The following is a 23,103-nucleotide window of genomic DNA, read 5'->3' as shown; positions in this document are numbered from 1 at the left end:
GCGATGCCTCCGGCGGGAGTATTTTTGAAAAAATGAAGGGAGGGGTCATGGGATTGGCCCTGACCGAGCTTACGGTCTCGCATTTTCGGTCTCACAAGCTGGCGCGGTTGTCTCTGGACGGGCGGCCGGTGGCTATTCACGGGTCGAACGGGGCGGGCAAGACCAATATTCTGGAAGCGGTATCCTTGTTTTCACCCGGTCGCGGAATGCGGCGGGCAAGCGCGGCCGAGATGACGCGGCGGCCCGAGGCGTTGGGCTGGAAACTGTCGGGACTGTTGCAATCGCAGGGTCAGAATTTCGAAATCGAAACCTGGTCTGAGGGGGGTTCAGCACGGCAGGTGAGGATTGATGGAAAATCCGCCACCCAGATTGATCTGGGTAAACTTGCGCGGGTGGTCTGGCTGGTTCCATCCATGGACCGCCTGTGGATTGAAGGGGCCGAAGGCCGGCGCCGATTTCTTGATCGCATTGCGCTCAGTTTTGATCCGTCTCATGCAGAGGCCTCGCTGGCTTACGAAAAAGCGATGCGCGAACGGAACCGTTTGCTGAAAGAGCAGGTTCGGGACGCGCATTGGTATGCTGCGCTTGAGGGTCAGTTGGCCGAGATGGGGCATCGTATCCACACAGCGCGATTGGCGGCGTTAAGCCATCTGAGGGTGGCGCAGGATCAGGCGGAAACGGCTTTTCCGTCTGCCGAGTTGGAATTGGTGCAAACCGAAGGCGCGATGCCCGAAACGGCAGAGGATCTGCGCGAGGCTTTGAATGAAAGCCGGTTCAGGGACTTGGCTGCGGGTCGGACTTTGGTTGGGCCGCATCGGTCAGACTTGTATGGCGTCTTTGCTGCCAAGGGTGTTCCCGCCAAGGATTGTTCGACCGGTGAGCAGAAGGCGCTGCTGGTTTCATTGATCCTGTCCAATGCCCGAGCTTTGGCTGCAATGGTAGGTGCGCCACCGATCGTTTTGCTGGATGAGGTGGCCGCTCATCTGGACGCGGGTCGGCGCGCTTCACTTTATGACGAGATTTGTGCGTTGGGTGCTCAGGCCTGGATGACGGGCACCGGGCCTGAACTGTTTGAGGAGTTGAGTGACCGGGCCCAGACGCTGATCGTGACCGAAGGCGATGAGGGGTCGGTCGTGGCGGCTTAGGCCGGTTCGTTGACTTTGCGCTCCCACAGGAAACCGCGCATGACTTCATCGACCGGTGTTTTAGCCATGTGGTTGACGTAGTTTGACATGGTTTTTTGTGCAAGGCCCAGCACCACGTCCAGAACCGCACGATGGGAATAGCCCGCGTCGAAGAACGCCTGAAGCTGTTCCTCGGTCGGGTTGCCACGGGTTTCCATCACTTGCAGGGTGAAGCTGCGCAGCGCTTCGAGTTTGGGCGAAGGCAGTGGGGTTTCATTGCGCAGAGCCTGGGAGATTTCGTCTGATACCTTCATCATCTTTGCGATGCCGGTGTGCGCGGGCACGCAGTAATGGCATTCGTTTTCCACATTGATGGTCTGCCAGACGACGGTTTTCTCATCGTTGTCAAAATCGGTCTGCAAGAACAGGCTGTGCAGAACTTGATAGCCTTCAAGGTGCTGTGGGCTTTCTGCCATCACCTTGTGCAGGCCCGGCAAACGGCCAAAAGCGGCCTGGGACTTTTCCAACAGTGGTTTGGATGCTTCGGGTGCGGATTCTATGTCATGAGACGGGAAAGTGGCCATGTCGGAACTCCTGTTTCTGGCGCGATGGGTGGTATTTAGGGTTTCTTGAGTGATCACTCAAGTATATATTTGAGCGAACGTTCAAGAATTGGTGATGCCGATGCCCCGCAAACCCGCATATGATCGCGACGCGTTGATCGAGAAGGCCCGTGACATCTTTTGGCGTCAGGGTTGGGCTGGTACGTCGCTGAAGGACCTTGAACGGGAATTGAAGCTGAAACCCGGCAGTTTCTACGCGGCTTTCGGGTCGAAGGACGCGCTCTATGCGTTGACGCTGGAAAGCTACACGCAAGAAGGTGTGGCGCGCCTGAAAGCCCTTGCTGAAAGACTGGGGCCGAAGGAGGCGCTTAAGGCGCAACCACGTCTGGTCATCGAAGCGGTCGAGAACCCGGCAAAGGCCTGCATGCTGGCAAAGACATATGCCGAGTTGCAGGCGAAGGATCATGCGCTTGCGGATCAGGCCGCGCGTCACATGGCGGAAATGAAGGCGTGTTTCGCCGACCTGTTCCGCAGCGCCCAGGCCGTCGGTGAAATCCGGCCTGAACATGACCCGGATCGGCTGGCGGCCCGGTATCAGTCGGACATTCTGGGGCTTCGGTTATCGGCCGAACGCAAGGATGTCGATGCGCTGGAAATCGCGACGGATATCGCTTCTGACATCGACCGGTTATGAGGTGGATTCAGATGGGCAGAAAACGACTTGAGCACACACAAAATATTGGGGGATCGCGTGACAATCCCCACCAGAAAACGTATAAGGTACCAAAATAATATAGGTACTGACTGAATGTCCGAAGACGCACAGGCTCCTCAAGAATACGGCGCAGATTCCATCAAAGTTCTCAAGGGTTTAGAGGCCGTTCGCAAACGCCCCGGGATGTATATCGGGGACACGGATGATGGATCGGGCCTGCACCACATGGTGTATGAGGTTGTCGACAACGGAATTGACGAAGCGCTGGCGGGTCACGCCGACCATGTGACTGTGAAAATTCACGCGGATTCCAGCGTTTCGGTCAGCGACAACGGCCGCGGAATTCCGGTTGATATCCACCCGGAAGAAGGCGTTTCAGCGGCAGAGGTCATCATGACCCAGCTGCACGCGGGCGGCAAGTTCGACAGCAACTCTTACAAGGTGTCGGGCGGACTGCATGGCGTGGGTGTTTCGGTAGTAAACGCCCTGTCGGACTGGCTGGAGCTGCGCATTTGGCGCGCGGGCAAAGAGCACGTGGCGCGATTTGAGGGCGGTGAAACAGCAGAGCATCTGAAGGTTGTCGGCGAATGCGGCGATCGTACGGGAACCGAAGTGCGGTTTCTGGCGTCGACCGACACGTTCTCGAATCTCGAATACTCGTTCGAGACGTTGGAAAAACGGCTGCGCGAACTGGCATTCCTGAACTCGGGCGTGCGGATCATCCTGATCGACGAACGCCCTGCCGAGCGGCTGGAGACCGAGCTGTTCTACGAAGGCGGCGTAAAGGAGTTCGTCAAATACCTCGACCGATCCAAAACGCCGGCCATGCCCGAGCCGATCTATATCAAGGGTGAGCGCGACGATATCGGTGTCGAGATCGCCATGTGGTGGAATGACAGCTACCACGAAACGGTACTGCCATTCACCAACAACATTCCGCAGCGCGACGGCGGGACCCATGTGGCTGGGTTCCGGGGGGCTTTGACCCGGACGATCAACAACTATGCGCAGTCCAGCGGGATCGCGAAAAAGGAAAAGGTCAGCTTCACCGGCGATGATGCGCGCGAAGGTTTGACCTGCGTATTGTCGGTGAAAGTGCCCGACCCGAAATTCTCGTCCCAGACCAAGGACAAGCTGGTTTCCTCCGAGGTCCGCCCGGCTGTCGAAGGTCTGATGAACGAAAAACTGGCCGAGTGGTTCGAAGAAAACCCCAACGAGGCCAAGAATATCGTCGGCAAGATCATCGAGGCTGCGTTGGCCCGGGAAGCTGCGCGTAAGGCACGCGAGCTGACCCGACGCAAGACGGCGATGGATGTGAACTATCTGGCGGGCAAGCTGAAGGATTGTTCCGAGAAGGATCCATCGAAAACCGAAGTCTTCCTGGTCGAGGGTGACTCGGCTGGTGGTTCCGCCCAGACCGGCCGGGACCGTCTGACGCAGGCGGTTCTGCCCCTGCGGGGGAAAATCCTGAACGTCGAACGCGCCCGGTTCGACCGGATGCTATCGTCTCAGGAAATTGGCAACCTCGTCATGGCGCTGGGTACGGGCATTGGCCGCGATGAGTTCAACATCGAAAAGCTGCGCTACCACAAGATCGTCATCATGACCGATGCGGATGTGGACGGCGCGCATATCCGGACCCTGTTGCTGACCTTCTTCTATCGGCAGATGCCTGAGCTGATCGAGGGCGGGTACCTCTATATCGCGCAACCGCCGCTGTACAAGGTTTCCCGCGGAAAGTCAGAGGTTTACCTGAAGGATCAGGCCGCTCTGGATGACTATCTGATCAATCAGGGCGTCGAAGGCGCGGTTCTGAAACTCGGCTCGGGTGAGGAAATCATCGGCCAGGACCTGACCCGCGTGGTGGATGAGGCGCGTCAGCTTAAACGTGTGCTGGATGCGTTTCCAACGCATTACCCGCGTCATATTCTGGAACAGTCCGCCGTTGCAGGAGCCTTTGTGCCTGGCGCTGTTGATGCTGACCTGCAAGGTGTGGCTGACAAAGTCGCCGCACGGCTGGATCTGATCGCGTTGGAGTACGAACGCGGTTGGCAGGGTCGTATCACACAGGATCACGGCATCCGGCTGGCCCGTATCCTGCGCGGTGTCGAAGAGGTTCGCACGCTGGACGGCCCGATGCTGCGCTCGGGCGAGGCGCGCAAGACCGGCAGCTTTACGCAGAGCCTGCAAGAGATCTACAACTCTCCGGCCACTTTGAACCGCCGTGATCGCAGCCAGATGATCCACGGTCCGCTGGACTTGTTGCGCGCCATTCTGGAAGAGGGTGAAAAGGGCTTGTCCTTGCAGCGCTATAAAGGCTTGGGTGAGATGAACCCTGACCAGCTGTGGGAAACGACACTGGACCCGGATGCGCGGACGCTGCTGCAAGTGCGCGTGGATGACATGGTCGAGGCGGATGATCTGTTCACCAAGTTGATGGGTGACGTCGTGGAACCTCGTCGGGAGTTCATCCAGAAAAACGCCTTGAGTGTTGAGAATCTGGATTTCTGATCATGTGTAGGGAGCCCCATAGCACTGCGGATACCCCATAAGTTTGCATAGTTTGCCCATAGTTTTGCGCTGCGCGATTGTCTGCCTTAGCGATGAATTCAATCAGTTTTTGGCTTAGTCGTTGCGGTTATGGTCCTTTGCGTTGCTCGATCACGCAAAGGGCCTTCCTAAGGAACCTTGGGTTCCATGCGGCCTTTTTGCTTGGATTCTCGCGAACGTCTGCGACGCGCAGAAAGCAGACTTTGCAAAGTTTCGCGGACGGCCCTTTTCAAGTTTTATGAAGTCTACTTTGATGCCGCACTGGGGCGATTCGAAGTTGCCGTTCGTTGCATGCGCAAATACTAGTGCCTGAATTTTCTGCCTCCACGGCACTATGCACTATAAGTCTATCTCCATCTGTCAGGACGACTGAACGCCAGCAACGAAAAAACACCGCACTGCGCAATCGGGAACAAAGTCGCGGCAGAGCTGATGAAATTGCCAGACGCGTTCAGCCCGTTTGTGTGATCAAAGGGCGGAAAATCTAGGCGCGAGTGTGGACACTCCCGATAGCACAGCACAAACCCATGGACTTTCTTTGTGAACGAGCTGACCTGGGCGAGAGGCCACCAAAACTCAGAAAATAGGATGCAATCCTACGGACGCAACCAACGCGACATAGCAATCACTATATCCTTAGTTGCCAGAAAGATTGGAGATTCCCGATTTGCGGTTAAACTGAATTATGAAAGCGATCACAGGGAAGCAAATGAGAACTTGGCTGTTTAGGATAATTGGACTCGTTGCGCTACTCGCTTTTGCAGCAATCGCTTTTGTTTGGTTGCTACTTGCTGCGCCGTTGTTCTCAGATATGCGACGCAACCTTGTGGAAAAGGCTCTTTCGGAACAAATTGGGCAGCCGCTTCTGGTCAACGACGATGTTAGCGTCGCACTAGGTCGCATTACCCACATCTATGTCGGCGGCGTGGTCATCCCGAGCGAGACACTGCCAGAGACCTCTCTTGCAGAATTGAAACTGCTTGAACTGGAACTGGACGTTGCCGCCTTGGCCAACGGACGTCTGCACTTTGACAACCTTTTGGTGGACGGTCTTCAGGCTAACTTTCTTACAGCCACGGATGGGACAACAAGCTGGCGAAAAAGCCGACCAATGCCAACGCCTCAAACCAACGGATCGCTTGCAGAGGACAATCAGGATGCTGAGGCCGAACTCGAAACGTCCGAAGTTGGTGGCAAAGAAAACAGTGGGATTCTTACTTTTCTCAGCGACAAGAACGTCAATTTCACATCAATCGGGTTAAACATCGACGACAAGGTCTCGGGCTTCTCATTTGTGTTTGACCTTCAGTCGCTTGCGCTTGAACAAGTAGATAACGGAAAAAGAACAAAGGTCTCTGGTTCCGGCTCGGTCAACGGTCAAGGTTTTGAAATCAAGGGCGACTATCCCCATGACGCGCCGTTTACGACGAGAGCCAACTTTGGAGAAATGACTGTCCGCTACGATGGCGAGCCATTCGCGGAAGACGAAGGTGGCGGTTACCGGGCTGTCCTGGAGATGGATACTGGCGAATTCGGTGACTTTCTCGATGTCATGGGATTGGAACGCGTTCTGGAAGGTAATGGCCAGTTGCAAGCTGAGCTTGTGTCTCAGGACGCCCTAAAGATCGAAGCATTTACTACAACCGTAAGCCTTGAAGATGGGCAAAAACTCGAAGCTGAAGGTTCGATAGATGACCTCTATACAGCTAAAGGCGTCGATCTGCTTTTCAATGCGCGCCTTCACCCAGAGGGGCAGCCGCCTCAAGCAGCAAAGAGTATCCAAGATCTGAAGTTCACTGGCTTTGAAATGCATATGGTTGGATCCCTCGCCTCCTTCGAATTCGAGAAGCTACTGTTCGAAACCAACGCCTTTGACCAAGGGTTGGACGTGATCGGCCCAGCCTCTATTGAGAGCATTCGCCGCATGCCGGATAGCCGCCTCGCGATGTTGGGCATTACCTTGCAAGCCGGCCCAATTGAGGAGCCGGTGCTAAAAGCCCAAGGCGAAATACTCGACCTGCTTCAGCTTCAGGACGTGAGCTTCGATGGCATGCTGAATGGGCCTGCCAAGTTGATTTTGCCCGATCTCGACGAAGGTTTTGTCGACCAGTTTGGCGGTATTAAGGCGGACTTCAGCATATCCAATGCGGGAGGCCCGGTATCACTAAATAGGTTCAACGCGACCAGCTATGACACCGATCTTTGGGCGCTCGACCTTGCGTTGTCGGTCAATGAGCTCAAAGGGCTGGCCGGGCTTGATTTCGACGTGAACCTGGATGTGGGCGATGGTGCTCAATTTCTGAACGCGCTCAACCTGCAACCTATCGAAATTGGCGCACTCGGCATTGATGCTGAAACCTCAAAGCAGGGCGAGGACTTTAATGCTGCAATCGAGTTCGAAGCTGGCTCCTCGCAGCTTCTAGCGGCTTTCGATGCAAAATTTCCGGATGGCTCTTCTGTTGTTCGCGGCAACGTTACCAGCGAGAGGCTCGATCTCAACGACCTGAAAAACCTGACTGCCGTGCTGGACCAATTCAAAAGCCTGGTAGGGGAAACCCCAAAAGAACCTGAAGCCGAAGTTCAGCCTTTGGTTTTGTCGAAGGAGACAAACGTCCAGCCCTTGGTGTTGCCAAAGGAAAAAGGGAAGCCTGCCGATCTTCTGGATGTGCAACGCGTGCTGCGAGAAGCTGACGTCGAGGTACAGATCGAATTCAAAGAGATTGTAGGCCAGCAAGGCGTAACATCTGTTTCCAGCCAATTGTCTGCAAAAGACGGAACCGTGGATTTCGGACCTCTTCAGATGGCTTATGGCGGCGGAACCTTCAGCCTGCGGGCGGTCATGGATCTGATTGACTCACCTGATTGGCTTTCATTGTCGGGGTCGACCTCAGGGTGGGAGTTCGGTGAGATCCTTGATGAGTTAGGGATTGGAATTGATGCCTACGGGCGTTTGAGTGGTGAATTCAACGTTTCGGGTAGTACCGCCTCGGGCAAGGCCTTCATCAACTCCATGCGCGGCAAAGCGTCTTTGTCGATGTCGCAAGGTTACATTAGTACCAGTCTTCTTGAGTTGGCCGGGCTAGGTATTTTCCCTTGGCTGTTTTCAGAAGAGTTCAGACAAGGCTACACCGACATCACTTGCGTGGTTGCTCCGGTTGATATTCAGGCCGGGCGGGTCAGTTCAAACTCCATCGTCATTGAAACAGCATCTGTTCAGTTGGTGGCCAGGGGACAAGTGGACTGGCTGAACGATACGATTGCAATACGAGCGGAGCCACGGCGCGTGGGCAAACCCCTTTCCCGCAGCGCTTGGCCGTTTGATGTGACAGGTCAGCTTTCATCACCGAAGTTCAAGCTGGACGTGGGTGGGTCTAGGAACAAGGCTCCAGAGGGCGCTGATGCAATGCCAGTAAACAGGCAACCTTGCGTGCCAGACATCAACCAATTGCAGTAATCGGTCGCGACCTAATTCTTCAGCGGATCTGGCTGCTCCGCCTGACACGCCAGAACGGCCTCAATGGCTTTTGCGGATCCGCTTAAATCGAGTTCGACTTCGGCTCCGCTTTCGCCAATGATCGTAACGCTTTGGCGTTTTCCAAACTCGGTTACAAATGCCGGATTGTCGAAAAATGCGTAGCCACCGGGCACGCCATTCTTGTAGACACCTACGGCCTCACCTTCGAACTGCGCATCACCAAAATCAAATCTTACTATGCCTGTCGCACCGTCCTCGACTTGAACCCAGGCCGGATTGTAGGCGGCAAAAAAGCCGCCAGCCTGGTTTGGTGCAGCGCCAATTTCTACTGTCATATCGTCTTCAAAGGCTCTCCACGCGAGACAACCGTTGCCTTTTTCTGGATCGATGAGAATTGCCCAGTCGCCGGACTCACCCCACTGTTCCATCCCGGCTGCGTGAACAAACCCAGGCAGAAGCACTACAGTTGCGGAAAGTACCCACTTGATCATCCGGAGCCTCGCTGAGTTCTGAAGATTTCTTGTTTGATTCTAATCATTGCTCAATATCAATCAATCCAATCCGACGACGGCGGTGTTGCGTTTTTGAAGTTTCATAGATGACCCTGACGAGTTGTTAGTCAGATATGTGAGCAAGCTCACACTCAATCAGCTGAAGGTATTTTGGGTTCCGGTGGGTCAGCGATGTAAGACGGAGTCATTATTTGAGTTTCGTTTTCGTTAAAAACATCGACAATGTTCTCGCGAAGATCCGACAAAATTTTGGTAAACTCGATCCACGAGAAGTGTACGCGTTGATTTCATAGTTGATCGCGTAATCTGCCAACTGGGTCCAAAGCACAAATGGCTCTGGGCTCTTTCTCAACCCTTGCGTTCGGTGTGCCGCCTCAATCAGCATCGCTTTGATTTTCTTGGGAGGCTCCTCGTAGCCAATCCCCACCGTCGTGTGCACCAATAGCCCCCGACCATCCACTTTTCGTGAGTAGTTCACAACTTCGGAATTGAGCAGCTGGGCATTTGGAATACATATCATCTCGTTTTTGATCGATTTGATGAGTGTTTCCTTCAGTTTGATCTCTGTTACGTCGCCGATCTTGTCACCGACCTTAAGCCACTGGAGCTGGTTTGTTCGATGGGTTCTCTGTGGCACGCAAACTTATGGGCAAATCGTGCAAAGTTATGCATAAACAAAGCGCAGAGTTATGGGCAATCTTCCAAGATTTTCTTCAATGAAATAAATGTTGGGAATGCAGCGTAATGAGCGGACCTACACATGCGTAGGTGCGCGCATAGCACTGCGGATACCCCATAGTTTTGCGGTATCCGCCCATAGTTCTGCGGGTTAGTTGGTTGGTTTTGAACGGGTGGCTCGGCGTTGGCGTGTCTTCATCGAATCGGCCATACTGCCATGCAGGCGGGCCTGCTCAAATCGAAAAGTGGCTACAGGGAAGCCACCCGATATCTACCTGATGGTACATCGCCCGCCGTTCTTCATGGGAAGCAAGCTCGGTGTGAAGCTGGAATGGCGCTTGAGGAAAACAAAGAACTCGCCCAAGGGCGAGGCACTGGCCAGGCATCTTCTGGCAGAGTGGGATCTGGAACTTGGTCGGTTGATCGTCTTGATGAAAGCCGGGTTCCATTGGATCGTGGGCTCTACTTCTCCTGCCGCCCCGGCGATCAAGACAGGGTCACGGTGAGAATTTTCATGAAATGGCTCAAATCGTTTTAAGCTCTGGTTCCGGCCCAAGCCTCGGGAATGCCGTTATTGGTCAATGCCTTGCGAAGGCCCGTCTGGTTTGCATATCGGAAATTGCAAGCCTGCTTGCGGGGCCTCTATGGGCTGCAATCGGTCACTTTGTCAAAACAGGCAGCTTAATCCTTTGGATCTTTCCAGATGGACCCTTTGGCAAGTCTTGCAACAAGTGCACCTTATCAGGTGATTTGAAGGCACCCAGCCGTTGGACGCATATCGCGATGAGTTGGTCGGATGAAACGCTTGACCCCGTTCGCAATTTGACGGCGGCCTCAACGCGTTCACCGTAGGTTTTGCAAGGGCGTGCAAATGCGGCAGCCTCGATCACGTCAGGGTGCGAATATAGAGCTTCGTCGATTTCACGAGGGGCGATGTTTTCTCCGCCCTTTATGATCAGCTCTTTCAAACGGCCGGTCACGAAGAAGTACCCGTCTTCGTCCATATGCCCTAGGTCTCCGGTGCGCAGCCAGCCATCGGGCGTGAATGTCGCGCGCGTGGCATCCGGGTTCTTCAGATATTCTCTCATCAAATTGGGGCCGCGTACGGCGATTTCGCCCTTGGTGTTTGGCGGCAGGGGGGTCAGATCTGCCGACAGGATACATGCCTCGTTGCCGTAAGCTTTGCCCGGCGACCCAATCTTGCGGACGCCCGGCGGCAGCGGGTTGGACAAGATCTGTGCGGCTGTTTCCGTCAGGCCCATTGTTTCGACGATGGGGACTTCAAAACGGGTTTCGAACGCGGTTTGTACATCTGGTGCAAGCGGCGAGGATGCCGAGCGGCCGAAACGAAGGCGTGCTCTGGTTTCCTGCGCGGGTGTCAATTCGGAATGCAGCAAGTGCGAAATGATGGTCGGCACCACCGAAAACCACGTGGTTTTGGCGCTCTGGCACTGGTCCCAGAATTTGCGCGTTGAAAACTTTTCGGCCACGGCCAGGGAACCGCCGGAAACAAGCGCGCTCAGCACGGTCACGCAGAGCCCGTTGATGTGATAGATCGGAAGCACGCAAAGACCACGATCCGCCGGTGTCAGCTTGTGCGCAACGGTAGGGGTCCATCCGCCTGCCAGCAGGCTGAAGTGACTGTGCACGACCCCCTTCGGGCGACCGGTTGTCCCTGAGGTATACATGAGCAGCGCGTCGTCATCGGGACCAAGCGCATGGAGATCAGGGGCCTTATCGAAACGAGAGGCTGAATACCGCGTCATCTCTTTGGGGCGAACTCTGTCGAACAGATCGGCCTGCGCGTCGCCGACAAACGCAATTCGTGCGTCGCAATGGCCCAGCGCATATCCAATGGCCTCGTCCCCGGCGACAAGGTTGATGACCGTTGCGCGGAACCCGCCATAGAGCACGCCGTAAAGGCATTCGATCGCCTCGCGCCCATTTGGTTGAAGGATGGCAACGCTGGCCCCCTTGTCCAATCCCTGCGCGGTCAGATTTTCGGCCAGTTTTCGTGCCCGATCCCTCAGGGATGACCAGGTTAGCGCAGCTTCTCCGTCGAAAAACAGATAAGCATCACGATCACCGATGGTGCTTGCGCGTTCGTCCAGCCAGCTGCGGATTGTCCCTCCTGGGGGCGTCTGATCGTCCATACTCATGTCCCCGCATCAGCCCAATAATCCGCGAAGATATCTTCGACGGAAGGTTCGATTGCCGGGATTTCACGGATGACTTTGGTGCTTTGGACAAAGTGTTTCCAATGCAGGTTTTCATCAATCGCATTGCCACCCCAGCTGCCACACCCCATCGAAAGCGAGAAAGGCATGCCGTTGTTGAATGACCCTCCGGTCGCAAAGGTGTGAGCCTGATTGACGATTACGCGGCAGGTGGGCATCGAGGCACCCAACGCCACCGCACGGGCATCATCGGCGGTGTGTATCCCGATGGAATGCCCCGCGCCCTGATACCGCAAGATTTGAGCGGCAATGGCTTGGGCGTCCTCGAAATCGTTTGCACGATAGAGCGCAGCCACGCGGCTTAGTTTCTCACCCGAAAGCGGATGATCCGGACCGATCCCCTTGGTTTCAACTGCAAGGAACCTTGTGTTTTCAGGCACCTGACCAACCATGCCCAGTGCCTTGATCATCTTGTCGGCGTCCTGTGCGATCACTTCGCGGCTCAGATGCCCATCCGGCCAAAGCTTTGAGACGATCTGGTTTTCGTCCTTCACCAATGCGCCTCCTTCATCGGCAAGGGCTGCGACGAAATCATCATAGATTGCGTCGACGGCGATGATTGCGTTCTCGGACGAACAGGAGGTCGCATTGTCGAAAGTCTTGGAGGCCGTGATCTTCCGGGCAGCGGCCTTCAGGTCAGCTGTCTCATCGACGATCACGGTGACATTGCCCGCACCGACGGCCACCGCAGGGGTGCCGCATGTCTGTGCGCGGTGCACATTGTTTTGACTGCCGGTGCAGATCACCCGGTCGCAGAGCTCCATCATCGCCTGAGTCTTGGCCTTGGAACCCGGCGGGGGAATCATCTGGACCAGATCGTGATCCAGCCCCAGTTTGTCGAACTCGGCATGAATGTAACGCAAAAGCAGCTCGCAGCTTGCAACGCCTTTGGGTGACGGGGCGACAACAACCGAGTTGCCGCATTTCAACGCGTTGATGATGTTGTTGGCGGGTGTGGCTGCCGGGTTCGTCGACGGCACCACGGCGCCAATCACCCCGATTGGGCGCGCAATCTCGGTGATGCCGGTACTTGCATCCTCATGGATGATCCCATGGGTTCTGACGTCTTTTATGTCGCGCATCAGGCCAAGGGTCTTGCGATGGTTCTTGATCACCTTGTCCGGCACGTTGCCCAGTCCTGTCGTCTTGACCGCAAGTTCGGCCAAAGCCCTGTTGCGTGAAGGCTCCATGATCGCCCAGGCGGCGGCAGCTGCTGCGCGGTCATAGCGCGTCTGGGTGGCGCCGGTTTCGTATTCTTTCTGAGCGGTGCGCGCACGGGTCATGATCAAACTGACTTGGGCGATGTCATCATGTGCATTCATCATTGAATTCCTATTGGTGGGGACAGGGCGGAAACCGCCCCATCCTGTGCCACTGCTCAAATCGTTACAGACCCGCCAGAAGCTCTTGCAGGGTTTCCTGACGTGCGGCCCACATCTGTTGAACCTCTTCGCGGGTCATGACGTGCATGGGTGATCCACCGGCTTTCATTTTTCCTGCCACCCGCGCGTTTTTGAACATTTCCGGGACTGTAGCGGCCAGTTTGTCGATGACCTCTGGCGGGGTGCCCTTGGGGACCATGACGCCGCGGAAATTCACGCTGGCATTGTCGATGTCAAAGCCTTGCTCTTTCAGTGTGGGGACGTCCGGCAGGAACGCGCTGCGTTCCAGATCGAACACGCCAAGGATTTTGACATTTCCGGCTTCCTGTGCGCGGAACGCATCGGACAGGTTGTTCACGCCGCCCATGACGTCGCCTGCAATCACGGCTTTCATGGCCGCCGCACCGCCGCCCTTGGTCGGGATGTACGCCATTTTGACCCCGGCTTCCTTCTCAAGCTGCAAAGCGGCGATGTGGTGCCCGACGAACAGGCCCGCACCCGAAAAGGTCAGCTTCCCCGGGTTTTCCTTGGCATAGTTCACCACCTCCTGCATGGAATTGAAGGGGCTGTCCTTGGCCACGACGAATACCGCAGGATCCGCCCCCCAGTTGGCGATGGGCTCAAAGCTGTCTGCCGAATATTCAACGCCGCCCTTGATCGACTGGGCGATGAAATGCGGGATGTTGTAAGCCGCCAGCGTATAGCCATCAGCCTCGGCCTGTGTCGCAAACCAGTTCCAGCCGACACGGCCACCGGCCCCCGGCTTGTTGATGATCGCGATGGGCATTCCAAGCGCGTCTTCATTTCCCGCAGTCATGGTGACGATGCGCGCCTGAAAGTCGGTGGCGCCACCCGCACCGTAACTGACCATCATCATGATCGGGCGTTCGGGGTAGTCCTGCGCGACGGCCGCGCCACCGGTCAGGGACATCAGCGCCAGTGCAGCGCCTGCCAGTAGATGTTTCATTTCAGATCCTCCCTTGGATTTGCGTAAGCCGCTTTTCGCGCGGTCTTTTTCAGAAAAATACTTCTCGTGGCGTGTAAACTTTGAGGAGCATGGCGAAGAGCCCATACATTACGGCCAAATACCCGATCGTGATGATAACACGCCTAGTCCAGGTTTTGATTTCGCCATGCGGTGCAGGGTCATAGAAGCTGAGCAGCAAGAAGAATGTGATCGTTCCGGCGGTGTAAAACCCAAGCGCCTTGGCGGCCCAAAAGATGTAGATGAGCGCGATAATCAGTCCTGGCAGAAGCCAAATGAAATCCTTGCGCGAGACGCCGTTGCCCACCTTGGTCCAGCCCAGAAGCGCTTTGGCAAACGTCCACAGGGCCAGAACGACAAACACAGTCGAAATCAGGCGTGGGAACAAGAAAGCTTCGGCCGGTTGCTGGGTATAGCTGACCCATGCCACCCAGATCCCGACGGCAGCAATGACGCCGGACGCCACAATATGTTGCGCGCGTGGAAGACTGACGGAACTCATGCCATGATCTCCTCTTTTGATGTGTAGCGACGATTGCGAAGCTCCATCCAGACCGAATAGGCGATCGAAGCGATGACGATTGCGATCAGAACGATATTCAGCGTTCCGGTCAGGAAATAGCTGGCCATCCCTTCGCTGGCCCCTGCAATCATCGAACCTTGAATGAAGTTCGCCTCGGCAATCGGGCCAAGGATCAGGCCAAGCACCAGTGGCGCAGCTGAAAAGCCAAAACGCTCAAGAAAGTACATCATGATGCCAAGTGCCGCCATGACATAGACGTCGCCCATGCTGGACTGTACCGAATAGCTTCCGAAGACAGCCAGGCCCAGAACAACTGCGGCCATGACGCTCTGCGGTACCTGCGCCACCCGGGCGGCAAGGCCCGCGACATAAAGACCGAAGATGCACATCAACACCTGCCCGATCAGCATCGAATTTATGAAGGTCCAGGCAACATCCGGGTGGTTGTCGAAAAGGTCCGTGCCGGGAAAAATCCCGTGGATCAACAGGCCGCCCAGCAGCACCGCCGCAGTCGGCGACCCCGGGATCGAGAGCGTCAAAAGCGGAACAAGGCTGGGGCCGACCATGGCGTTGTTCGCGCTTTCCGCTGCGATCACGCCTTCGCTGTGGCCCTTTCCGAATTTCTCGCGCTCGGGACTGAACTTCTTGGTCTGGTCATAGGCGACCAAACCCGCGATCTGTCCACCGACGCCCGGGATCAGCCCGATGACCGAGCCGGTAATGGTGCCGATGCTCAGCGCCCTCGGGCGGCGCAGAAGCTCACGCACCGCATCCATGATCGAGTGCTTTTCGACTTCGATCACTTCGGCATTTGCCGTGTTGCGGCCCTTGGCGAACATGGTCAGGACCTGAGGAATTGCAAAAAGCCCGATGAGCGCGGCGATGATGTTGATGCCGCCACCAAGCGCCGGGTGGAAGATGAACCGTTGCGCGCCCATGATGTCATCGAACCCAATGGTCGCAAGCCAAAGACCGATGCATCCCGACAGCAACCCTTTGACAACAGATGCACTATCCAGCGATCCAATGACGGTTACGCCCAGGATGGCGAGCCAGAACAGGTGGCTTGGTCCAAAGGCCAACGCCCATTGCGCAAGAACCGGTGTCAGGAAGATGAGCAGAAGCACTCCGATCACCCCCCCAACGGCAGACGCCAGAAAGCTCAGCTGCAACGCCTGTGCGCCCTTGCCCTGCTTGGCCATCGTATGCCCATCCAACGTCGTGGCGATGTTTGCGGGCGCTCCGGGAATTTTCAGAAGGATGGCGCTGACCGCGCCGCCGGCGACCGTCGAGGTATAGGCCGCGCCAAGAAGGATCAGCCCCTGAACGGGTGCCAGATGAAACGTGAATGGGATCAGCAGGGCCACGGCCATGGTGGGTGACAGTCCGGGGGTTGCCCCCAAAATCAGCCCGCCAATCGTTCCCAGGAGCAACAGCCCGAACGAGACCGGTGTGAAGACATCTCCGAAGTAATACAGAAATTCCACGTTGCATCCCTGTGTTTGTTTGCGCGTTGACATTTTAGGCTAAGAGATGAAAATAGTTTTGCAAATGTTTTCATAAATAGCCTCGATCGAATGAAAGTTGTGAATAAAAAACATATGGATAAGCCGGATATTGTCGCTGTCGCAAAGGCTGCCGGTGTTTCCATCTCGACGGTTTCGAGAAGCTTCAATCACCCGGAATTGCTCAAGCCGGCGACTCGGAAAAAGATTGACCGGGCGGTGCAGAAGCTTGGTTATATTCGCAACCGAGCCGCGCAAGTCATGCACGGCCGACGCAGCGGAACTGTCGGGCTGGTGGTGCCGACAATCGACAACGCCATCTTCGCTGAACTGATCCAATCCTTTTCGGATGGGCTGGACCAGCATGGTTTCACGATGTTGATTGCTTCGCACGGGTTCGATCTGGAGCGCGAATACAAGATGCTGCGCAAACTGATGGAGCATCGCGTTGACGGGCTTGCGCTTATCGGGCTTGAACACTCGGAATCGACGTATCAATTGATCGAACAACAGGGTGTTCCGACGATTGCAATCTGGAACTATGACGATGAAGCGCGATTGTCTTGCGTGGGTGTTCAGAATTCTGAAGCTGGTCGTTTGTCCGCACGCCACTTGCTGGATTTGGGACACCGCGACATAGGTTTGATCTTTCCCGACCCTGCCGGGAATGATCGCGCATATGACCGGTTGCACGGCGCCTTGGAAGAATTGGGATTGGAACGGATCGAGGTTCCCGAACAATGGCGCCTGGAAGCCCCCTATAGCATTTTGGAAGCCAAACGCGCCTGCATAAGCTTGTTGGATCATTCACCACGTCCTACCGCTATTTTATGCGGCAATGACATTATCGCTCAGGGCGTGCTGTACGCAGCAAAACACTGCGGTGTGCGTGTTCCTGAAGACCTGTCCGTCATGGGAATCGGAGATTTCAAAGGCTCAAGCGAAATCGAACCGTCCCTCTCGACCATTCGCATCCCAGCCAAGCGCATTGGCGCCCTGTCCGCAGAATTGATCACAAGCATTGTCGCAGAGCATTCCGAAAAGATCACGACGACCAAGTGCGACCTGAAAGTGCTGACCAGGGCATCGACGTCCACCCCATCAGGAGCGCCGTCCAGATAAATCTCGGGACTTCCTTAACCGATACAAGTTCCGAGACCTGTATTTTGGACCGGGCGGTGTCGAAACATCAGCGCCGAATGTCTGTTCTTCTGGTTTGTTGCCAATCAAATACCGATTTTGAGAAGGTCGGTATTCCGCGTCGACCGTGTTTTGCGCTTGTCGAAATACGCTCAAAGAAGTCCCTTGACCGAACATCTGGATCGCAGCATCGCCCATGACTCTTGAACGTTCGGCGCGGGGCTGTTCCGAGGCCACTTGATCTTTCTGAAGCGGCCAATCCATCAATCTTCGATCAGTGAAGAATCGTCGCCGTCGTTCGATGTTCTTTCGCGGCTTCCTGCCTTTCTGGATCGCCGTGGGCTCTTGGGAACATGGTCGTCGTTCAACGCTTTTTCGACCAGCCAAGTCGCGTGGTGATCCGGGAAACCATATGGGTTTCAATGCGCCCTTTCTGGATATGAAAAACCGTTGGCCGTCGTCCCACTTCTGACAAAAGTCTTCTTGGTCGTTGATCAGATATGATGGGGCTGACCCAAAGGCTGACAAAGCTCGGATTACTTTGGCGTCGAACTTGAGATCAAGAAGAGTTTCGGCCGAAATCTCATAGTCGACAATCAAACTGTTGGTGACGACAAGCAGCTTACCGTTGATCAGATGAACCCATTCCTCGACGGGATTCCCTTTTCGCTTCACAAAAAGGGAGCAAGAAGCTGAGGCCCTTGATCAAATCCGACGGCAAGGGAAACCTCTCTTCTCCCAGTCAAATCGACTGGACAGGCTGAGAGTACGGAATCGTGTTTTCCCACCTACTGAGCAAAGATGCCCCCTGTACGGCGGAACGCTAAAGCCCTGATGTAGCGGGATTTTGGCGCACCCTGGAAATTTTTCACTGAGTCGCCGGCACGTTTAAACGACGGGGCAACGAAACCGCGAACGTTAGAAAAACGTTTGAAAATTCGAAACGCACATCGCCGGCGATACGAAATTATTTGTTCATTTTCAATGATTTCAAGTGGTGCCCCCACACGGACTCGAACCGCGGACCTACTGATTACAAATCAGTTGCTCTACCAGCTGAGCTATAGGGGCACTGGCTGTCGATTACTTCCTCTGGCAGTGGACTGCAAGCCTGAATTTTAGCCCAAACTTAGACATTGCCCGATTTCCTGAGAACGTGCAAAAAACGCTGAATTCATCCGTTGCAAATATCTCGCGTGTGGTAACGGACGCGGCTATGCAGAAAAGCCAAGGGGTAAAGGAAAAAATGCAGGTTGCCATCCACGCCGGTGTTGCCTTTTCGGATGAAGGGCTGGTGATGTCCTCGCTTGGTGCGAACAGGAGCGTACTGGCCAAGTACCGAACTGCGGTTCTGGGGCCGCGTCGGTCCCGGCTATTCGTCAAAGTGATGTCTGAATCGATTCTGCAGGATGTATCTGATGCAGACGCACGGAACAGATTGTCCGAGCTTGTTGCCGGAAACCAGAATCTGGACCGCGTTGTTGTGTCGAGCGACAAGTTCTTTGGCCCCAGGCGCACCGCGCTGCAAGACGGCCAGATCTATCCGTTTGCGGGGAATAGAACGGCCCATGCGGACACTCTGCTGGACGGCGTGCAGGTTCAAGTGTTTGCAGGGCTGGTGAACCCCGGGGTTTTTATTCCAAAGATTCTGGCCTCGATCCATGAGGACCATCGGCGGGACATTCTGGCCAGCACCGATTTAAGCTGCCTCAGCTGGCTTGGCATGATCGAAGACCTGCGGGATCTTGCGCCTCAGGTTCAGCTCACCTTGTGGGAACACGAGAATTCGCCGCTTATCTGGGGCGATATCATCCGCACCATAGCGGGATTGCCTGATGAGGCTGTGCTTCATGAAGAGTTTGCATTCCTGTCCTCCCTTTTGACAGAAGCTGGACAGCGTCATGTATTGGACATCGTGAGAAAAGGGGACGCCATCGATCCCGGCCGCCGACGTGAAGAGATGGCAAATATTCTGGACGAATACGCCCGACCGGAGCAGATCGAAGAAGAGCTCGACTTGCCGGGCTGGAATTCCGATATAGTTGAAGCGTTCACAGAGCTTTACGAGCAAGATCTGGCCACGATCCGGTCCATGCCGGACGTCCGTGTTTTGCAAATCTGATCGATTTGCGCAGTGCCGTTGGATTGGGTGCACAACTGCGCGAAGGAAACTTTTTCGACGATTCAAGCGTGAGGGCAGGAACGCATGCCAATTTGGGGCCCTGCCGAATATCAGGCCAGGAACTGGTGGTCTTGCGGCGACGCGTTGATGTGTAAAATCCGGCCGATCAACGGATTAATCTGACGGACCATGGCGTTCGACCAAATCGATCATCCAGTTTGCCGCGGAATGGCAACATCTGACCGGTTCAATTGTTTGGCGCAATTCATCAGGCAGCAAAGTAGTCTCGCAATATCCCGTTGAACAGCTCGGCTTTTTCCAGATGCGCCGCATGTGCAGAGTTTGGTATCACCGCGAGGTTTGCTTTCGGGATGGATTGCCACAACTGTTCCGTCTGACTCCATGGGTAGGTGCGATCACGATCCCCCCAGATAATCAGCGTCTTGGTCTTGATTGCCGGCAGGTTTTCAGCGCCGCTCCAGGAATGCATCGCATCCAAACCAGCGAGCATGGCCTTCAGGTTGCTTTTCTGGGCTATCGTGGCGCAAAGTTCATATTCCAAAGCATTTTCGCGTTCGAGAAACCAGGTTGCCGCAATCCGTCGCGCCGTCACTTTCGGCCCGTCTGCACAGGCACGGGTTTTCGAGGTGTCGATGGTCTCAAACCGCCCGGGCAGCACACCGACGGAGCCGGTGCCATAAAGAACCAAACGGTCAACACGCTCGGGCGCGCGCGCAACCATTTCCTGCGCGACCATTCCACCCATCGAGTGACCAACCAGGTGGAATGTCTCGATGTCGCGCATCGTCAGCTCATTCAGAGCCCAGTCCGCGAATCCCGAGATGCTGCAAAACGCGTCACGTTGCGCATTTTCGCCAAAACCCGGCAGATCCAGCGTGATGACATCGTAACCTTTCAGGGCCTCGACCTGCCGCTGCCATTGCCGACTGCCGCCCAGGAACCCGTGAATAAACACGATGGGTGTCATTTCCGGCCGCCCTGTACAATCCGATCGAGGATCATGGCACAGAACAGGATTGAGAACCCCGCAAGAATACCCTGGCCCACATTCGCGTATTGCAACGCTTCAAGAACATCCTCGCCCAGCCCTTTGGCACCTATCAGAGACGCAACAACAACCATTGCCAGTGACAACATGATTGTCTGATTGATCCCCGCCCGGATCGACGGGCTTGCCAGCGGCAAGTCGACTTTGGTGAGCAAGTACCATTTGTTGGCGCCGAAACTGATCGCCGCCTCGCGTACGCTTTCGGGCACGCCACGCAAGCCGAGAACGGTCAGGCGCACCACGGGCGTACCACCGAAAATCATCGTGACCACAACCGCCGCCGGCTTGCCGACACCAAAAAACGCGATCACGGGGACCATGAAAACAAAGGCGGGCATGGTTTGCATGAAATCCATGATCGGCTGGATGAAAGCGTAGAACCGAGGGCGACGCGCCGCGAACATGCCCAGTGGAATTCCGATGACAATCGACAGGCATGCCGCTGTCCCCAACAAGGCCAGCGTGGTCATTGCGCCCTCCCAAAAGCCCAACAGCCCCATATAGGCCAGAAACGCGCCCGAATAGATTGCCGTGCTGACACCCGCAGTCAGCCATGTCAGCAGAATGATGAGACTGGCGATCACGATCCAAGGCGTCTGCACCAAGATGACCTCAAGCGCGTCCAGCAGGGTACGGATGCCGAATGTCAGCCCGTCAAAGAACGCTTCGCTGTTGCGCACGCACCAGGCGATGAAATCTTCCACCCAGGTGATGCTCGTCAGGCGGATATTGGGGTCTGTCGGGAAATGGCTGAGCAACGAGAAACGCCCCGGAAAGCTGTAATGCATCATCGCCGCAGCAACGATCAGCGCCATGAAGATCGCGCTGAACACGATCTGCGATACCGGCATTGCAGATCGGATTGAACGATCTGACAGCCATTCCGAGAAACGCGACTCGAGCGCCCAATTTGCCACCTGAGACTGAACAAGCTTGACGATGATCAGAATGATCAGGCCGGTCAGAACAATGTAAGGACCTTCAGCGGCCATTGCTTCGACTTCGGCGCGGATGCCGCCTATGTTTTCCTCGAGCGAGTCCACCGTTCGCTGATAGACATCGATCTTGTCCGAGTTGTTTTCGATGGCAGCGGCCAACTGCTGACGGCGCAGCTCAAGCGTCCCTTCAATTGACGCGATGCGTTCCATTGCCTCGGCCGCCAGGTCGCCGAACAACCCGCGCGCGATCTGCACATAGGCTATTGTTTCCAGGATCAGAAATGGCAACGCCCATGACCACAAGCCCCGCGCACCGAACCAGACCGGGCCAAACAACCCGGCCATCAGATTGAAAGTCGGCGTAAAGCGGGACGACGCGCCGATCTTGTCGAAGTTGCGGATGTAATAGTCGGGGCTGGTGCGAACAAAGGCCCGGATGTTTTCGCGCCGCTCTTCGGCATATGCTTGGGCTGCTTCGCTCTCGGTATCTTCCAGCGGGTTCACATCTGAAGACCTCATGACACTTCGGTTCCTTCGATCACGGTGCGCAACAGATCGGCACGGGTTATGACGCCAACATCCTCGCCGCCGTCCTCCACAAGGATCGCGCTGTCGGTGTCGATTGCCAGATTGATCAGCGTGCTCAGGTTTTCGCCTTCATTCACACGCGGGGCATCCGAGGGCAGAGGACCGTGGGTCGCGACATGTTCCGGTATGGGCCGCATGACGGCGTGGGCACGCACCACCTTGAGCCTTGAGATACCCGCCACGAAATCGGCGACATAGTCGTCGGCGGGGTTCATGACGATGTCTTCGGCCGTCCCGATCTGCACCACCTTGCCGTCGCGCATGATTGCGATCCGGTTCCCGATACGGACGGCTTCATCCAAATCATGGGTGATGAAGATCGTCGTCTTTTTCAGGATTTTACTCAGTCGAATGAACTCATCCTGCAATTGCCGCCGGATCAACGGGTCCAACGCCGAGAACGGTTCGTCCATCAACAACACATCCGGGTTCGCTGCCAGTGCCCGGGCAAGGCCCACACGTTGCTGCATACCCCCGGACAGCTCGTGTGCGAATTTCGATCCCCAGGCTCCGAGTTCGACGATATCCAGAATAGCCGCGGCCTGACGCATGCGTTCATTTTTGCTGACCTGCCGGATCTCCAGCGGCATTGCGACATTGTCCAGCACAGACCGATGCGGCATCAGCGCAAAGTTCTGAAACACCATGCCAATCTTGTTGTTGCGAAACTGCTGAAGCTCTTTCGGGCCCAGGGCCATCACGTCAGTGCCTTCGATTTCGATCTTGCCTGCGGTGGGTTCCAACAGCCGGTTGAAATGGCGAACCAGAGTGGACTTCCCGCTGCCTGACAGGCCCATGATGCAGAATATCTCGCCCCGGTTGACCGAAAGACTGACATCCGCGACGCCGACAACGCAGTTGTATTCCGCCAGCACCTGGGCCTTGTCCAATCCACGGTCGCGGATTGCCTGCAGCGCCACCTCGGGCCTGCCCCCGAAAATCTTCCAGACATTCGAGATTTCAATAACGGTATCGTCGCTCATAAGTCCCCCAGAGG

18 protein-coding genes and 1 tRNA gene are annotated in these 23,103 nt (G+C 55.7%); 7 read left to right on the top strand and 12 right to left on the bottom strand.

From position 1 onward, the window contains the following. The first annotated feature begins 47 nt into the window (after positions 1–47). The gene (gene recF / locus ACR0FB_RS09830) at positions 48–1,145 is read left to right on the top strand and encodes a DNA replication/repair protein RecF (protein WP_480486006.1); all 1,098 of its coding nucleotides are present in this window, start codon (positions 48–50) and stop codon (positions 1,143–1,145) included. On the opposite strand, the gene ACR0FB_RS09825 is transcribed toward recF, so the two are convergent. Beyond that, positions 1,142–1,708: a carboxymuconolactone decarboxylase family protein gene (locus tag ACR0FB_RS09825; protein ID WP_209834144.1), complete on the bottom strand. Its 567-nt coding sequence runs from the start codon at positions 1,706–1,708 to the stop codon at positions 1,142–1,144. The genes recF and ACR0FB_RS09825 overlap by 4 nt on opposite strands. Positions 1,709–1,808: 100 nt before the next feature. On the opposite strand from ACR0FB_RS09825, the gene ACR0FB_RS09820 reads away from it, so the two are divergent. The 3 genes from ACR0FB_RS09820 (at position 1,809) to ACR0FB_RS09810 (ending at position 8,406) form a co-directional block, all read left to right on the top strand. Next, entirely contained in the window at positions 1,809–2,381 is a 573-nt protein-coding gene (locus ACR0FB_RS09820) for a TetR/AcrR family transcriptional regulator (RefSeq protein WP_480486004.1), read from the top strand. 114 nt (positions 2,382–2,495) lie between these two features. After that, complete coding sequence (gene gyrB, locus ACR0FB_RS09815; RefSeq protein WP_480620493.1) at positions 2,496–4,913, top strand: DNA topoisomerase (ATP-hydrolyzing) subunit B; 2,418 nt, start codon at positions 2,496–2,498, stop codon at positions 4,911–4,913. Between the two features lie 724 nt (positions 4,914–5,637). Next, entirely contained in the window at positions 5,638–8,406 is a 2,769-nt protein-coding gene (locus tag ACR0FB_RS09810; RefSeq protein WP_480620491.1) for an AsmA family protein, read from the top strand. 11 nt (positions 8,407–8,417) lie between these two features. Here ACR0FB_RS09810 and ACR0FB_RS09805 read toward each other — a convergent pair whose 3' ends face one another. Both ACR0FB_RS09805 and ACR0FB_RS09800 read right to left on the bottom strand, forming a co-directional pair. Beyond that, on the bottom strand, positions 8,418–8,918 hold the full coding sequence (locus ACR0FB_RS09805) for a hypothetical protein (protein ID WP_171635706.1): 501 nt from the start codon (positions 8,916–8,918) through the stop codon (positions 8,418–8,420). 208 nt (positions 8,919–9,126) lie between these two features. After that, positions 9,127–9,576, bottom strand: coding sequence for a mechanosensitive ion channel family protein (locus ACR0FB_RS09800; protein WP_480620489.1), 450 nt, complete (start codon positions 9,574–9,576; stop codon positions 9,127–9,129). A gap of 319 nt (positions 9,577–9,895) precedes the next feature. Here ACR0FB_RS09800 and ACR0FB_RS09795 point away from each other — a divergent pair, with 319 nt between their 5' ends. Then, positions 9,896–10,123 carry a hypothetical protein gene (locus ACR0FB_RS09795; protein ID WP_245218079.1) on the top strand — a complete coding sequence of 76 codons (228 nt, stop codon included), beginning with the start codon at positions 9,896–9,898 and terminating at the stop codon, positions 10,121–10,123. Between the two features lie 153 nt (positions 10,124–10,276). On the opposite strand, the gene ACR0FB_RS09790 is transcribed toward ACR0FB_RS09795, so the two are convergent. The 5 genes from ACR0FB_RS09790 to ACR0FB_RS09770 all read right to left on the bottom strand — a co-directional run bounded on the left by ACR0FB_RS09790 (position 10,277) and on the right by ACR0FB_RS09770 (position 16,231). Next, positions 10,277–11,776 carry an AMP-binding protein gene (locus tag ACR0FB_RS09790; protein ID WP_480620487.1) on the bottom strand — a complete coding sequence of 500 codons (1,500 nt, stop codon included), beginning with the start codon at positions 11,774–11,776 and terminating at the stop codon, positions 10,277–10,279. After that, positions 11,773–13,176 carry an acylating sulfoacetaldehyde dehydrogenase gene (gene sauS / locus ACR0FB_RS09785; RefSeq protein ID WP_171635711.1) on the bottom strand — a complete coding sequence of 468 codons (1,404 nt, stop codon included), beginning with the start codon at positions 13,174–13,176 and terminating at the stop codon, positions 11,773–11,775. The genes ACR0FB_RS09790 and sauS overlap by 4 nt, the downstream gene beginning before the upstream one ends. A 64-nt stretch (positions 13,177–13,240) precedes the next feature. Beyond that, a complete protein-coding gene (locus ACR0FB_RS09780; RefSeq protein ID WP_171635713.1) occupies positions 13,241–14,203 on the bottom strand; it encodes a tripartite tricarboxylate transporter substrate binding protein in 963 nt (320 codons plus the stop codon). A gap of 49 nt (positions 14,204–14,252) precedes the next feature. Beyond that, positions 14,253–14,723 carry a tripartite tricarboxylate transporter TctB family protein gene (locus tag ACR0FB_RS09775; protein WP_171635715.1) on the bottom strand — a complete coding sequence of 157 codons (471 nt, stop codon included), beginning with the start codon at positions 14,721–14,723 and terminating at the stop codon, positions 14,253–14,255. Next, positions 14,720–16,231 (bottom strand): tripartite tricarboxylate transporter permease, encoded by a 1,512-nt coding sequence (locus ACR0FB_RS09770; protein WP_171724144.1) that lies wholly within the window; start codon positions 16,229–16,231, stop codon positions 14,720–14,722. Before ACR0FB_RS09770 ends, ACR0FB_RS09775 begins: the two co-directional genes overlap by 4 nt. 114 nt (positions 16,232–16,345) lie before the next feature. Between ACR0FB_RS09770 and ACR0FB_RS09765 the strand changes: the two genes are divergently transcribed. Then, positions 16,346–17,371 (top strand): LacI family DNA-binding transcriptional regulator, encoded by a 1,026-nt coding sequence (locus tag ACR0FB_RS09765; protein WP_171724145.1) that lies wholly within the window; start codon positions 16,346–16,348, stop codon positions 17,369–17,371. Positions 17,372–18,384: 1,013 nt separating this feature from the next. Here the strand turns inward: ACR0FB_RS09765 and ACR0FB_RS09760 are convergent. Continuing rightward, positions 18,385–18,460: transfer RNA gene (locus ACR0FB_RS09760), tRNA-Thr, on the bottom strand. Between the two features lie 145 nt (positions 18,461–18,605). On the opposite strand from ACR0FB_RS09760, the gene ACR0FB_RS09755 reads away from it, so the two are divergent. Beyond that, on the top strand, positions 18,606–19,511 hold the full coding sequence (locus ACR0FB_RS09755; protein ID WP_480620485.1) for a hypothetical protein: 906 nt from the start codon (positions 18,606–18,608) through the stop codon (positions 19,509–19,511). A gap of 268 nt (positions 19,512–19,779) precedes the next feature. On the opposite strand, the gene ACR0FB_RS09750 is transcribed toward ACR0FB_RS09755, so the two are convergent. From ACR0FB_RS09750 to ACR0FB_RS09740, 3 genes are read right to left on the bottom strand one after another with little or no spacing between them, the layout of a single operon-like run. Then, on the bottom strand, positions 19,780–20,499 hold the full coding sequence (locus ACR0FB_RS09750) for an alpha/beta fold hydrolase (RefSeq protein ID WP_480620483.1): 720 nt from the start codon (positions 20,497–20,499) through the stop codon (positions 19,780–19,782). Next, the gene (locus tag ACR0FB_RS09745) at positions 20,496–22,037 is read right to left on the bottom strand and encodes an ABC transporter permease subunit (RefSeq protein WP_171635727.1); all 1,542 of its coding nucleotides are present in this window, start codon (positions 22,035–22,037) and stop codon (positions 20,496–20,498) included. The genes ACR0FB_RS09750 and ACR0FB_RS09745 overlap by 4 nt, the downstream gene beginning before the upstream one ends. Beyond that, positions 22,034–23,089 carry a quaternary amine ABC transporter ATP-binding protein gene (locus tag ACR0FB_RS09740; protein WP_209834135.1) on the bottom strand — a complete coding sequence of 352 codons (1,056 nt, stop codon included), beginning with the start codon at positions 23,087–23,089 and terminating at the stop codon, positions 22,034–22,036. Before ACR0FB_RS09740 ends, ACR0FB_RS09745 begins: the two co-directional genes overlap by 4 nt. Positions 23,090–23,103: the final 14 nt, after the last annotated feature.

The organism is Ruegeria sp. P10 (assembly GCF_056534925.1).
The sequence above is the reverse complement of the archived record's forward strand: the minus strand, read 5'-3'. Positions and strand labels throughout refer to the sequence as shown.

Excerpts from the sequence above, each read along its gene's own strand:
- recF (WP_480486006.1), top strand. The coding sequence starts at position 48 with ATGGGATTGGCCCTGACCGAGCTTACGGTCTCGCATTTTCGGTCTCAC.
- gyrB (WP_480620493.1), top strand. The coding sequence starts at position 2,496 with ATGTCCGAAGACGCACAGGCTCCTCAAGAATACGGCGCAGATTCCATC.
- ACR0FB_RS09745 (WP_171635727.1), bottom strand. The coding sequence starts at position 22,037 with ATGAGGTCTTCAGATGTGAACCCGCTGGAAGATACCGAGAGCGAAGCA.
- ACR0FB_RS09795 (WP_245218079.1), top strand. The coding sequence starts at position 9,896 with ATGGTACATCGCCCGCCGTTCTTCATGGGAAGCAAGCTCGGTGTGAAG.
- ACR0FB_RS09775 (WP_171635715.1), bottom strand. The coding sequence starts at position 14,723 with ATGAGTTCCGTCAGTCTTCCACGCGCGCAACATATTGTGGCGTCCGGC.
- ACR0FB_RS09805 (WP_171635706.1), bottom strand. The coding sequence starts at position 8,918 with ATGATCAAGTGGGTACTTTCCGCAACTGTAGTGCTTCTGCCTGGGTTT.
- ACR0FB_RS09790 (WP_480620487.1), bottom strand. The coding sequence starts at position 11,776 with ATGAGTATGGACGATCAGACGCCCCCAGGAGGGACAATCCGCAGCTGG.
- ACR0FB_RS09820 (WP_480486004.1), top strand. The coding sequence starts at position 1,809 with ATGCCCCGCAAACCCGCATATGATCGCGACGCGTTGATCGAGAAGGCC.
- ACR0FB_RS09755 (WP_480620485.1), top strand. The coding sequence starts at position 18,606 with ATGCAGAAAAGCCAAGGGGTAAAGGAAAAAATGCAGGTTGCCATCCAC.
- ACR0FB_RS09740 (WP_209834135.1), bottom strand. The coding sequence starts at position 23,089 with ATGAGCGACGATACCGTTATTGAAATCTCGAATGTCTGGAAGATTTTC.
- ACR0FB_RS09750 (WP_480620483.1), bottom strand. The coding sequence starts at position 20,499 with ATGACACCCATCGTGTTTATTCACGGGTTCCTGGGCGGCAGTCGGCAA.
- ACR0FB_RS09825 (WP_209834144.1), bottom strand. The coding sequence starts at position 1,708 with ATGGCCACTTTCCCGTCTCATGACATAGAATCCGCACCCGAAGCATCC.
- ACR0FB_RS09780 (WP_171635713.1), bottom strand. The coding sequence starts at position 14,203 with ATGAAACATCTACTGGCAGGCGCTGCACTGGCGCTGATGTCCCTGACC.
- ACR0FB_RS09810 (WP_480620491.1), top strand. The coding sequence starts at position 5,638 with ATGAAAGCGATCACAGGGAAGCAAATGAGAACTTGGCTGTTTAGGATA.
- sauS (WP_171635711.1), bottom strand. The coding sequence starts at position 13,176 with ATGAATGCACATGATGACATCGCCCAAGTCAGTTTGATCATGACCCGT.
- ACR0FB_RS09765 (WP_171724145.1), top strand. The coding sequence starts at position 16,346 with ATGGATAAGCCGGATATTGTCGCTGTCGCAAAGGCTGCCGGTGTTTCC.